The sequence below is a fragment of the Simiduia sp. genome (genome assembly GCF_058345725.1).
Genome location: NZ_JBTUOC010000061.1, coordinates 1 through 13,237 on the forward strand (window position 1 = coordinate 1; position 13,237 = coordinate 13,237).

At 52.6% G+C, this 13,237-nt stretch carries 8 protein-coding genes and 1 tRNA gene; all 9 read left to right on the top strand.

The annotated features are described in order from the left end of the window. Nucleotides 1-16: 16 nt before the first annotated feature. Entirely contained in the window at nt 17-5,509 is a 5,493-nt protein-coding gene (locus ACW8F6_RS13415; protein WP_491576386.1) for a cadherin-like domain-containing protein, read from the top strand. A gap of 83 nt (nt 5,510-5,592) precedes the next feature. After that, nucleotides 5,593-6,429 carry a M23 family metallopeptidase gene (locus ACW8F6_RS13420; RefSeq protein ID WP_491576387.1) on the top strand — a complete coding sequence of 279 codons (837 nt, stop codon included), beginning with the start codon at nt 5,593-5,595 and terminating at the stop codon, nt 6,427-6,429. A 93-nt stretch (nt 6,430-6,522) separates the two neighbouring features. Then, nucleotides 6,523-6,717 (top strand): Trm112 family protein, encoded by a 195-nt coding sequence (locus ACW8F6_RS13425; protein WP_491576388.1) that lies wholly within the window; start codon nt 6,523-6,525, stop codon nt 6,715-6,717. Nucleotides 6,718-6,740: 23 nt separating this feature from the next. Then, on the top strand, nt 6,741-7,091 hold the full coding sequence (locus ACW8F6_RS13430) for a histidine triad nucleotide-binding protein (protein WP_491576389.1): 351 nt from the start codon (nt 6,741-6,743) through the stop codon (nt 7,089-7,091). A 57-nt stretch (nt 7,092-7,148) separates the two neighbouring features. Then, nucleotides 7,149-9,776 carry an alanine--tRNA ligase gene (gene alaS / locus ACW8F6_RS13435; RefSeq protein WP_491576390.1) on the top strand — a complete coding sequence of 876 codons (2,628 nt, stop codon included), beginning with the start codon at nt 7,149-7,151 and terminating at the stop codon, nt 9,774-9,776. 132 nt (nt 9,777-9,908) lie between these two features. Next, nucleotides 9,909-11,147 carry an aspartate kinase gene (locus tag ACW8F6_RS13440; RefSeq protein ID WP_491576391.1) on the top strand — a complete coding sequence of 413 codons (1,239 nt, stop codon included), beginning with the start codon at nt 9,909-9,911 and terminating at the stop codon, nt 11,145-11,147. 228 nt (nt 11,148-11,375) lie between these two features. After that, nucleotides 11,376-11,558 carry a carbon storage regulator CsrA gene (gene csrA / locus ACW8F6_RS13445; RefSeq protein ID WP_183909358.1) on the top strand — a complete coding sequence of 61 codons (183 nt, stop codon included), beginning with the start codon at nt 11,376-11,378 and terminating at the stop codon, nt 11,556-11,558. 143 nt (nt 11,559-11,701) lie between these two features. Continuing rightward, nucleotides 11,702-11,792, top strand: a tRNA-Ser gene (locus ACW8F6_RS13450). A 563-nt stretch (nt 11,793-12,355) separates the two neighbouring features. Next, nucleotides 12,356-13,237 (top strand): dicarboxylate/amino acid:cation symporter (locus ACW8F6_RS13455; protein WP_491576392.1); only part of this gene is annotated, 882 nt, incomplete at its 3' end.

Genomic DNA, 13,237 nt, shown 5'->3' on the forward strand with positions numbered 1-13,237 from the left:
CAACAGCCTGCCGAACGTGAGCCTGACGACGAACGACGGTGTGACGGTGAGCAACACCGTGACCACGACCTTGGTGAACGACGCACCAGTAATTGATCTCGACGGCAACAATTCAAGCGGTGCTACCGGTGCCGATTATCAAACGGCGTTTACCGAGGGCGGTGCGGCAGTGCGTATTGCCGATACCGATGTTGTGATCAACGATGTAGACAATACAACATTGACCAGCGCGCGAATTCAAATTGGTAATGTTGAGGCAGGGGATCTTTTAACGGTGGGTGCACTGCCAGCGGGCATTACTGCGAGCGCCTATAACCCTTCAACCGGTGTGTTGACCCTGTCGGGTAGTGCGTCTCTGGCGAGTTATCAGCAGGCCATTCGCGCGGTACAGTTTAGCAATGACGGTTCAGCCTCTGGTGCAGACAAAGATATACAAGTCAGTGTTTTCGACGGCCAAGATTGGAGTAACGTAGCTCATACAACGGTATCTATGGTGTTGATACCAACGGTGTCGGTCGCAGACGTTTCCGTGCAAGAGCCGCAGTCGGGTACAACCACGCTGACCTTTACCATCAATATCGATACGCCACCCAGTTCAGATTTAACATTTACCTATCAAACGGCCAGTGGTTCAGCCACCGGTGGCGATGACTATGTACAGGTTGGTCCGCTCGTAGGCACGATTGCCGCAGGCACGACCTCTACCACTGTATCTATCACGATAAACAGCGACAGCAATGTTTTTGAGGGCGACGAAAACTTTACATTGAACTTGTCTGGCTTCAATCAGGCAGTGAACTTTGCGCCTGGTTCGCACCTGACGGCCAATGGTGTACAGGCAATAGGGACCATTGGTGCCAATAACGGCGCGCCAGTTGCGGAAGATGACGTATTCATTACCAGTCAAGACCAGGTTTTAACCACAGGCAACGTACTGGCAAATGACACTTTAGTAGACGGCGCGACGGTAGGTAGTTTTGACACTGTCAGTACCAATGGCGGTACGGTGGTTTACAACAATGACGGTACGTTTACCTATACACCCAGTGCATCGTTTATTGGCACCGATACTTTTACCTATACCTTGATTGATGCGGATGGCGAATCAGACACAGCAACCGTAACCGTAGAAGTTGCTGACACTGTCGTACAGCCGCCTGAAGTGTCCGGTCTGGCAGACATCAATTATATTGAGAATGCAGCAGCCACGGCTTTGTTCAATGGCGTAAGTATCACGGATTTAGACAGCACAAACCTGTCTTCAGTGGTTGTGACGATTGATGGGTTCCTGGCGAGTCAGGATACAATCGATTATTTAACTGCAGGTACCAATGTCAACGCGGTAATTAATCAAACGGGCACCACGTGGCAGCTCACCTTATCGGGTGGTGCAGATATCGGTGAGTACATCACCGTGCTCGAATCGATAACTTACGAGAACAACTCCGACAATCCTTCGGCTTCGACCAGAACGGTCACGCTGGAGGCTTTTGATCAGGACTACGCCAATATCTATGGTAGCGATACCATGGCCCTGTCAGTCACACCCGTTAACGATGCCCCTACGGTTTTCGACAACGATCGTTTTGTGGTAGAGGGCACCGTAGGTGCGCCTATGAATATTCAGGCACCTACTGATGTGGATTCGGATGATGCCGAGCTGTTGATTACTGTTACCGGGATTCCAGAGGTGGCAACCGGTGTAGTGAGTTATGCCGACGGTATTACTAACCCGGTATCAGTGGGCGATGTATTGACGTTGTCGCAACTGACATCCTTGCTGTTCCACGCCAGCGGCGCGGAATCCGTTGACAGCTTTACTTATACGGTTTTTGACGGAGAGTTGACAACCACCGGTACTACTACGCTGACGGTTGGTGCAACCCAGCCAGACTTTAACACTGTCTATGAGAGCGGGTTGCCTGGCGGCAGTGGTGTTGCCGGTCAAAGTGCAACGGCCGAAGGCAATCTGTTTTTAAACGATGGATCAGGCGGCGGTACTATCACCAGTATTGAATTTGGCGGCTCTACCTATACTGCCTCTGGCGGTGTAATCACCGTCGATACGCCTTTGGGGCAGCTGACCGTAGACGCAGCAACGGGCGATTACACCTATCAATTGACAGATGCCAATACCACGGGTACCGATGTTGACGAGCAGTTTACCTACAACTTTGTAAATGGCGCGCCCCTGTCCGATACGTTAACGATAACCATCGTAGACGATGTACCCATTGCGTCGAATGTAGCGCAGACCATTCCAGAGTCTGAAGAGAATACCTTTAACTTAATGTTCTCACTGGATATCTCCACCAGCATGAATGCCGGTGTGGGCAGCAGTGGGGACACTCGTTTGTCTTTGGCAAAACAGTCACTGGTAAGCTTGGCGGAAGAGTATTTTAATCAATCGACTAAGGTTTCCTTGACAGTACTGCTTTTCGCCAATGGTGCACACAGGCTGGGAACTTACACAGATTTTGAGTCGGCAAAAGCGGCCATCGAATCTGTAACGGATGTAAACCAGACAAACTACTCCAACGATTTGGGTGGCAGTGGTTCGTTGACAAACGCCACTAGCTACGTGGATGCCTTGTCGATGATTCGCAACGAGTTTGCAGCCGACTTGATTGGCCAAAACGCCGCTGACAATGTGCAGAATATTTCCTACTTCCTGTCGGATGGTGCAGTAACTGCCGACGGTTCACCAGCGGGTATGGGCTACAAGGAGTTTGTCAATAACAATGGCATTAAGTCCTACTCTGTGGGTATTGGCGATGGCTTGCCCAATGACCTGTCCGATCTAAATTATGCGCACAATATCGATTCATTGGGGCAGGGATTTGGCACTAATGATCCAGCCTTGATCGTTTCCAATGTTGCACTGTTGCAATCGGAACTACTCAGTACAGTTCCCACAGCCTTTGGTGGCAATATTACCCAGGAAGGTACTATTACACGTGTAACGATGGGTGCAGATGGCGGGCATGTCGAGTCGATCATTATATTGCTGGGTGACCCAGCTGTTGAACACACAATCAGTTATGACGGCACTAATTTTACAGTGTCGCCCGCATTACCTGCTGGCTTGGAGGTCGAAGGTACCAAAGTCACGCTCAATGGAGACGACGGCTTTGCCTATGGCACCTTCACGATGGATTTTGCAACCGGCTCCTACCTGTTTATCGCGCCAAACGGTACTGCTGAAGCAAACTTTGCATTCGATTATACGGTCGTAGATGGCGACGGTGATCGGGCGTCGGCAACCGCGCGCTTCAGTATTGTGGATGATAAGCCAGATGCTCGCGACGACTTGCACACGGCGAATCATTTCGAGCAAATGCAGGGTAACGTCGTTACAGGCATCGGTACAGATGGTGGCCCTTCGTTAGGTGCGGGTTTCACACCGTTCGCTGCGCAGGGTGGCGGCGTGGATAAAGTGGTAGATAACGCCAAAGTTTCAGAAATTAATTTCCAGGGTTCAATTATCAGTTTGGATCTGGCAGCAGTAACGCCGGTGACCGGAGCGTCTGAAAACGTTGTTTTGAATTCGCAGTCCGTTATTGATGCTGCTAATTTTACTGTTAGCGGTACACGCTTTGGCTCAACAGCCAACCTTGGTTTTGATACCACGGGTAATGATCAGGGTGTCGGTATTCAAGGCGATACCGGTGATGAAATAGACGCAAACGAAGTGATGACCATAGCCTGGGATACCAGCGTGCTGCCCAATGGTGTTGAAAATCTGCAGCTAAATTTGGTGAATTTTGCAGACAGTGATCGCGTGCAGGTGCGACTGTTTGACACCACTGGTACTGAGCTAACGGGTAGTCCATTTACGCAATTTGGCACTGTGGATACCGTTGACCTTAGCGCTTTCAACGGAATCGGGAGCATACAAATAAGTTCTACCTCAGGAAATGGTTTTACCTTAAACAGCTTGTCATACGACCCTGTGGAAGCTACGCCTATCGAACCTGCGGGAACAAACGGTACCAATTTGACCTGGGAGTATGCGGTGGATTTCGATGCTAAAGGCAATCAAATCAATCAGGTGAAAATCACCGATTCCGATGATGGGTCTGTACTTGTGTTTGGCAGTAATGGTTACTACAGCTATACGCCGGTTAACCCCTATAACACAGATCCAGTGGTTGAAAGTTTTACCGATAACAGCGCAGACCAAGGCGTAATAGTAACGACGACTGCCAATGGCAGTCCAACGGTTACTTACAATGGTGGGCAAGGGATAGGCGTAAACAGTACAGGCGATCAATACAGTGATAGTGCCGATAGCGGCGACAATATCATTTTGACCTTCGACAGTTCGCTCTATCCAGGTGGCGTTAAAGACATCAGTTTGGCTTTCGGTTGGGATAGCGGTGCGGCGTCCGCCATATTTTACGACGATGCCAATAATGTTATCGCCACCGTTACCTTGGACGGCAATGATACGCAAACTTTCACCGGCATATCGGGCGTGCGTCGCGTTGAAGTAGCGACGGGTAGCGACGGCGATTACAGTATTCAAAGTGTCAGCTTTACGCCGTTGCCAGGTCCCGCCATCGATTCGGCATTAATGCCCAAGTTTGTGGAGTACAAACTCACCGATACAGATGGTCAGTCGGATGTCGCTCAACTCGCGCTCTACACCATCGACAATCGTATTGCCGGTACTGACAACAACGACAATATCATTGGTGGCAATCTCAACGATGCTATTACAGGTGGCGCTGGCGACGACAACTTAAGTGGCGGTGCCGGTAACGACAGCATCTCGGGTGGTACGGGCGCTGATATCATCAGCGGCGGTAGTGGTCACGACTATCTTGCGGGTGGTGCAGGCAATGACGAATTGTACGGCAATGACGGTGATGACCACTTGGCCGGTGATGCTGGCGACGATTTAATGGATGGCGGTATCGGGGCAGACATATTAATCGGCGGCGATGGCAATGATCGACTGTTTGGCGGTGCCGATAACGACAAGTTGTATGGCGGCGAGGGTAACGATCAACTCTACGGCGGCTCTGGCGACGACCTGCTCGTGGGCGAGGCGGGTGATGACCTGCTCAACGGTGGTTCGGGGAACGACCTGCTCTACGGCGGCGAAGACCAAGATACACTGATTGGCGGAGAGGGCGACGATATTCTGTTTGGCGGCCGCGGCGATGATACCCTGACCGGCGGCAATGGCGCCGATACCTTTGCCTGGGCGCGCGGCAACATCGGCACCGACACGGTCACAGACTTCACTACGGCCGAAGGCGATAAGTTGGATTTGTCGGATTTGCTGGTGGGAGAAGAATCTGGTGATATTGGAGATTACCTGCAGTTTAACTTCTCAAACGGCGATACCTATATCAGCATTGATGCCGATGCCGGCGCTTCGTTTGAAGTGGGGCAAGTGATTGTGTTGCAAGGGGTAGACCTCACCATGGGTAATACCCTGACATCGCAGCAAATTGTCGACGACCTGATCAGTGGCGGCAACCTAACTTTGGATAGCTAACTGAAAACGGACGATAGATTAGCAGTGGGGGAGTAATGAAGGGGGCGAATATCGCAGTGCTGGCAAGGTGCGTGAGAAACACGATGCGTGTTATTCAGGTCTATCTCGGCGCCGGACTGTTGGGCCTGCTGTTAGTTGGTGAGGCGGCAGCCCAGCTGAATCCAGAGGATTTTGGCTTGAAAGCCATCTATCCACAGGGCGCTGTCATTCGCGGCATCAGCCCCCCGCAATATCAGTTGCAGGTAGCGGGAAAGCCATTGTTACTGGGGCCTACGGGTGCTTTTGTATTCGGCTTGGGGCGCGATGCCAGCAAGATTGACCTTACGGTATTGGGCCCGGACGGTTTAAGGCAGCCCTTGACCATTGCGATTGAGCCGCGCGAATACAATGTTCAGCGAGTAAACGGTGTGCCTGGCAAAACGGTGACGCCGCCTCAATCGCAGATTGACCGTATTCAAAAGGAAGCCGCACTCGCAGCCAAAGCGCGGGCTGTAAACAGTACGCTACAAGACTTTGCCGACGATTTTCAGTGGCCGTTAGTTGGCCCTATTACCGGTGTCTATGGCAGCCAGCGTATCTACAATGGTGTGCCGAAAAACCCGCATTTTGGGGTTGATGTGGCCCGTCCTAAGGGCACGTTAGTGGTAGCACCGGCAGGTGGTGTGGTGCGTTTGGCCTACGAGGATATGTTTTTCTCCGGCGGTACCCTGATTGTTGACCACGGTCACGGTTTAACGTCTACCTTTATCCACCTCTCGGAAATCTTAGTGCAAGAGGGGCAGCGGCTCGAAAAAGGCAACCCCATTGCCAAAGTGGGCGCTACCGGACGGGCCACAGGACCGCATCTCGACTGGCGGATGAACTGGTTCTCCGAGCGGGTTGATCCGCAGACCCTGGTCGGCCCCATGCCGGCCTATTAATCCCCTCAATTCGCTGGAATTCCCACTAGATCCCAAGACAGCTTGCAGCTGTCGTTGTACTATATCGCCCCTTTGCCCCCGCTTGGAGTCGATATGGTTGATCAAAAATTACTCAGCATCCTGGTCTGTCCCGTCAGTAAGGCGCCCCTGGAGTACAAGCAGGAGCAGCAGGAATTGGTATGTTGGGCGAGCGGTTTGGCCTATCCCGTGCGCGACGGCATTCCAGTCATGCTGGAATCAGAGGCGCGCGCCTTAAGTCAGGAAGAAAAAGAAGCTCACACAAGCTAGTAGGTATAAACGAGGTTTGCCTTATGAGCGGTGACACAATATTCAGTAAAATTATTCGCGGTGAGATACCCACTGATTTTATCTATCAGGACGATCTCTGTGTCTGTATCAAAGATATTCAGCCACAGGCGCCTGTACACCTGCTCGTTATTCCGCGTAAACCCATACCGCGCTTAGTGGATGCTAGTCCAGAGGACCAAGCGTTGCTAGGCCATTTAATGGTAAAAGCGGGTGAAATTGCACGGGCCGCAGGGTGCGGTGAAGCCTTCCGTCTGGTCGTCAATAATGGCGAGCAGGCTGGACAAACTGTGTTTCATTTGCACTTGCATATATTGGGCAACAAAACTTATTCGGAATCTGGCTTGGGTATGTAAGCCCGCCAGCACTCATTACGCGCACAAGCGCACAGCCATGGGAATTGGAAGTAGATTATGAAAAGCGCTGAAATTCGCGACGCCTTTCTGAAGTTTTTTGAATCAAAGGGTCACACCATTGTGCCCTCAGGCTCATTGATTCCGGGTAACGACCCCACCTTGCTGTTTACCAATGCAGGCATGGTGCCATTTAAAGATGTGTTTTTAGGCGATGAAAAGCGCCCCTATTCGCGCGCTGTTAGCTCTCAGCGTTGTGTGCGTGCGGGCGGTAAGCACAACGACTTGGAAAACGTGGGTTACACGGCGCGCCACCATACCTTCTTTGAAATGCTGGGTAACTTCAGTTTTGGCGACTACTTTAAACGCGACGCCATTCTATTCGCCTGGGAATTTTTAACGGCAAGCCACAGCCTGAATATTCCTCAGGAAAAATTGTGGGTGACCATTTATGCCGAAGACGACGAAGCCTTTGATATTTGGCACAAAGAGGTGGGGTTGGCGCCCGAGCGCATAATTCGTATCGGCGACAACAAGGGCGGCAAGTATAATTCCGATAATTTCTGGGCTATGGGCGACACCGGCCCCTGTGGGCCAAGCTCAGAAATATTCTATGACCACGGCGCAGAAGTCGCTGGCGGTTTGCCCGGTACGCCCGAGGAAGACGGCGATCGCTATATTGAAATTTGGAACCTGGTGTTCATGCAGTTTAATCGCATGGCCGATGGTACCATGAAATCTCTGCCTAAGCCCTCCGTGGATACCGGTATGGGACTGGAGCGAATTTCGGCGGTGATGCAGCATGTGCACTCCAACTACGAAATTGATTTATTTCAATCGCTCTTAAAAGCCGCCGCTGCTGCTACGGGTTGCGATGATCTGACCAACCAGTCGCTGCGCGTTATTGCCGATCACATCCGCTCGTGTGCATTTTTAATTATTGATGGCGTGGTGCCGTCTAACGAAGGCCGCGGTTACGTATTGCGCCGCATTATGCGTCGCGCTATCCGTCACGGCCATAAATTGGGGCAAACAAAGGCGTTTTTTCACAAGCTGGTGGCTGCACTGGGTCAGGAAATGGGCACTGCCTATCCCGACTTACTGGAAAAAAGTGCGCACCTTGCCAAGGTTATTTTGGCCGAGGAAGAGCAGTTCGCCAAAACCCTGGATAAAGGCCTGGCGGTGTTGGAAGCGGCGCTACAAGGCGTTGAGGGCAAGGTCATTAGCGGTGAGACTGTTTTTACCTTGTACGATACCTACGGCTTTCCCGTCGACCTCACCGCAGATATCGCGCGCGAGCGAGGCCTGGATTTGGATATGGCGGGCTACGAAGCAGCCATGGAAGAACAGCGTCAGCGGGCCCGCGCCGCCGGCAGTTTCAAGGTGGACTATTCTGCCAGCCTGCAATTGGATGGCCAGACAGACTTTACCGGCTATCAACAATTAGAGGGCAGTAGCAAAATTGTTGCGCTGCTGAAAGACGGCGTCAGCGTGAACAGCCTTTCAGCCGGCGAGCAGGGGGTTGTGGTGTTGGATCAGACACCTTTTTACGCTGAATCTGGTGGCCAGGCCGGCGACAGCGGCTATTTGCGTGCAGAGGGTGCAGTGTTTGAAGTGCAAGACTGCACCAAACAGGGTGGGCACCATTTACACATCGGCCAGTTGCGCAGCGGTGAGCTGGCGGTGGGAGTGAGCCTGGTCGGGCAGGTAGACGCGGAGGTTCGGCAGGCCACAGCGCTAAACCACTCAGCGACACATTTATTGCATGCCGCGCTGCGCAAGCTACTGGGCGAGCACGTTACGCAGAAAGGTTCACTGGTCGATGCCGAGCGCCTGCGCTTTGACTTTTCGCACCCAGAGGCCGTAAAGCCCGAGCAGCTGAAAGCCATTGAGCAGCTCGTAAACGCGCAAGTACGCCAAAATTCCCCGGTGCAGACCGACGTCTGCGACATGGAAACCGCCAAAAGCAAGGGTGCTATGGCGCTGTTTGGCGAAAAATATGGCGACAGTGTGCGCGTGCTCACCATGGGCGACGGCTTTTCCGTAGAGCTCTGCGGCGGCACCCACGTGGCGCATACGGGCGAAATTGGTTTGTTCCGCATTGTGTCTGAAACCGGTATTGCGTCGGGTGTTCGCCGTATTGAAGCCGTGACTGGCGCTGCGGCCCTGGCACAGGTGGAACATCAAACAGACTTGATTGTCCAATTGGCGAACCTGTTAAAAACCAGCGCCGACCAAGTGCACGACAAGGCCGAGCAGTTGCTCAGCAGCCACAAGAGTCTTGAGAAGGAGCTGGCTGCGGTTAAGTCCAAGTTGGCCTCGCTGGCCAGCGGCGACCTGGTTGCCAATGCTGTAGATGTACAGGGCGTTAAGGTGCTGGCAGTTCAGTTAGAGGACGTCGACAGCAAAGCTCTGCGCGATATGGCCGACCAGCTGAAAAATAAGCTAGGTACAGCAGTGGTGTTGCTGGCCGTCTGCGAAGGCGACAAAGTCGCCCTGGTGGCCAGCGTGACCAAAGATGCCACTGGCAAGGTTAAAGCTGGTGATTTAATGCGTCATGCCAGCGGCTTAATTGGCGGCAAGGGCGGTGGCCGTCCCGATATGGCTCAGGGCGGCGGTACAGACCTGGCGGCTTTGCCTGCCATGTTGGCCGGTATTCCCGAGTGGGTGCAGCAGCAACTGGGCTAGGGTGGCAATCTTTCGAGATTTGGTGTGACTTAGGCGCGATTTATTCTTAACAAAAGTAATATTTTGTGCTTAAGTTGCGCGTCCCGCGTTGCGGGTGTCAAATACATCACTTATTAAGGGGAAGGCTTCTTCATGAGCCTGTTGGTACAGAAATACGGCGGTACCTCGGTGGGTACTGTCGAGCGTATAGAAGCTGTGGCCGAAAAAGTCGGTAAATTCCGCGATCAGGGCCACGATATGGTCATTGTGGTCTCAGCCATGAGTGGCGAGACTAACCGCTTGATTGACCTGGCCAATCAAATTCAAGAGTCGCCGGACCCGCGCGAAATGGATGTGCTGGTGTCTACCGGCGAGCAGGTCACTATTGCGCTTTTGTGCATGGCGTTGAAAAAGCGTGGCTACGACGCGCGCTCGTACACCGGTGGACAGGTGCGCATCGTCACCGATGACTCCTTCAACAAAGCCCGTATTCAGCAGATTGACGACGAGCGTATTCGCAAAGACCTGGCAGCGGGGCGCGTGGTAGTTGTGGCCGGTTTTCAGGGCGTGGACGAGCAGGGCAACATTACTACCCTGGGGCGCGGTGGTTCAGACACCACCGGCGTGGCTTTGGCTGCGGCACTTAAAGCCGACGAATGCCAGATTTATACCGATGTGGATGGCGTCTATACCACTGACCCGCGGGTAGTAACCTCCGCTCGGCGCCTGGACCGCATTACATTTGAAGAAATGTTGGAAATGGCCAGCCTGGGCTCCAAAGTGTTGCAAATACGCTCTGTGGAGTTTGCAGGTAAATACAATGTCCCGCTGCGCGTATTGCATAGCTTTCAGGACGGCCCCGGCACTTTGATTACCCTCGATGAGGAACTCGACACCATGGAACAACCCGTAGTATCAGGCATCGCATTTAACCGAGACGAAGCAAAAGTCACCTTGGCCGGCGTGCCAGATTTACCGGGCGTGGCCTCGCGTATTCTGGCGCCCGTGGGGGCCGCCAACATTGAAGTGGATGTCATCGTCCAAAACGTCTCTTCAGACAAAACCACGGACCTGACCTTTACCGTACATAAGAATGATATGGACAAGGCCCGCAAGGTGCTGGAAACCGTTGCCCAGGAAATTGGCGCGCGTGAAGTAATCTGTGACAGCAAGGTTGCCAAAGTATCCTTGGTGGGTGTTGGCATGCGCTCCCATGCGGGCGTTGCAGCCACAATGTTTAAGGCGCTGGCGGAGGACAACATCAATATTCAGATGATCACCACCTCGGAAATCAAAATTTCTGTGATCATTGATGAAAAATATCTTGAATTGGCGGTGCGTGGATTGCATGCTGCATTCGATATGGATAAAGAGCCTCAGGAACAGAAATAAGAGGCTTCAAAATTGGGGAAACCTGGGTTTACTACGTCTTATCCCATCTTCACCCCACATTGGCTGGTTTGTTTTCTTTTTTGCAGGATTTGGGCTTTACTTGTAGTAAGTGGCTCGCTGGGGCAACTCTGGGCAGAACAGGAAGTGGGTTAGTGACAACCAACAACGGCTAGCACCCACCATTTTATGGTACCGTTGTACAACAGGATGATTTTAAGGAGAATCGTGATGTTGATATTGACACGTCGCATAGGTGAGACGCTTATGGTAGGCGACGAGGTAACAGTCACAGTGCTTGGTGTAAAAGGTAACCAAGTCAGAATTGGTGTTAATGCACCAAAAGAAGTGGCCGTGCATCGTGAGGAAATCTACCAGCGCATCCAGCGAGAAAAGCAAGACGGCGAAGAATAAGCCTGTCGGTGAGTGCATCAAACGGCGGCCCATGGGCCGCCGTTTGTGTTTCTGTCGGTCGAAAATTGAGCACTAAAAAGGCCAAGAAAAAAGCACATAACTCTTTGATTTATTAATAGATGTGGTATTATGCCGCACCTGTTGGAGAGGTGGCCGAGTGGCCGAAGGCGCGCCCCTGCTAAGGGCGTATACCCTAATCCGGTATCGGGGGTTCGAATCCCCCCCTCTCCGCCATACACAAAACCCTCGCCTGTTAAGGCGGGGGTTTTTTGTATGGCGCTGTGGGCGGGTGAGGGCCCTCGCGGGTTCGACCAAATTCGCGTCTTTTGCGGATTTGGGACGCCGGAATGTTAGTGAAGGCGCCCCGCAGGGGTGGGGCGTTTTTAGCCCCATCAATCCCCGGCTATGTAATGTGTATTGTCGGTTGGTGTTGAAGTGGAAAAGGATAAGAATTCGGTTCGAGCCGAAGCGTGCAGCGCGAAGACCCGCAAGCGTAGCGCCGCGCATCCCCCCTCTCCGCCATATAAATATAAAAGCCCCACTCTAACGAGCGGGGCTTTTTATTTGTGCGGCGAAGTGCGATTTGCAGAGAGAGAAGCCCTTGTGCAGGCCGCCTGGCCTGCGTTCCATAAATGCGGTCGCAACACCCAATCTAAGCGCAGCGCAAAGGCCTGCAATGTGTATTGCCCCGCCTTTGGTTGCCGCTTGTTATGCGGGGCGGCGCCAGGGCGTATTTTCCTGTGTGCCATTGTGTGTACCATTCGTCCCATAGCCAGACAGAATAAATAGGGGACACCATGAAACAATTAAAAGGCGCGCTGGGAAATATTGGCGTACAAGTGGTTATAGCGATGGTGTTAGGCACCATAACTGGCGCCATCATGGGGCAGGAGGCGGCGGTATTCGCGCCGCTGGGTTACCTCTTCATTAATCTGATCAAAATGCTGGTTATCCCGCTGATCGCCATTGCCATCGTCGCCGGTGCTGCGAACTTGGGCGCTAGTTCATCGGCAGGTAAATTGGGTCTGGCTACCTTCGGCTTTTTCATGGGGACGTCGGCACTGGCAGTGGCGTTGGCGCTATTGGCCGGGGAGCTATTTCAGCCTGGTGCTGGGGTAGACCTCAGCAGTGCCCAGCACATGTTTTCCGATGAGCTGGTTGCCAAGGGCACGGTGCCTGGGTTTGTAGAGACTGTGCTGGGGATGGTGCCTACCAACGTATTTCAGGCCCTGAATGATGCCAATATTTTGCAGATAATGGTGTTTTGCTTGTTCTTGGGCATTGCCTTGTCGCGCCAGCCTGCGGCGCAGCGAAAGCCACTGCTCGGGGGACTGGATACGCTGGTTAATGCGTTTATCTGGATGATCAATGTGGTGATGTGGTTGGCGCCATTGGGTGTCTTCGGGCTTATGGCAGACGCAGTGGGCACCTACGGTTTTGCCATGCTGAACCTGGTTATGAATCTGTTCATTGTCTATGTGCTGGCCATATTGGTATTTGGTTTTGCTGTTTATCCACTACTAATTAAGCTGTTTTCGACACAGTCACCCTGGCAGTTCCTGGCCAAAATGAAAAAAGCGCAAGCCGTTGCGCTGTCAACTTCTTCCTCTATGGCCACGCTGCCGGTGACCCTGGAAGTGGTAGAAGAGGAGCTAAATGTCTCTAAGCCCACCGCAGCG

Bases quoted from the DNA above. Each gene is read 5' to 3' on its own strand.
- ACW8F6_RS13425 (WP_491576388.1), top strand. From the start codon at position 6,523: ATGGTTGATCAAAAATTACTCAGCATCCTGGTCTGTCCCGTCAGTAAG.
- ACW8F6_RS13440 (WP_491576391.1), top strand. From the start codon at position 9,909: ATGAGCCTGTTGGTACAGAAATACGGCGGTACCTCGGTGGGTACTGTC.
- csrA (WP_183909358.1), top strand. From the start codon at position 11,376: ATGTTGATATTGACACGTCGCATAGGTGAGACGCTTATGGTAGGCGAC.
- ACW8F6_RS13420 (WP_491576387.1), top strand. From the start codon at position 5,593: ATGCGTGTTATTCAGGTCTATCTCGGCGCCGGACTGTTGGGCCTGCTG.
- alaS (WP_491576390.1), top strand. From the start codon at position 7,149: ATGAAAAGCGCTGAAATTCGCGACGCCTTTCTGAAGTTTTTTGAATCA.
- ACW8F6_RS13430 (WP_491576389.1), top strand. From the start codon at position 6,741: ATGAGCGGTGACACAATATTCAGTAAAATTATTCGCGGTGAGATACCC.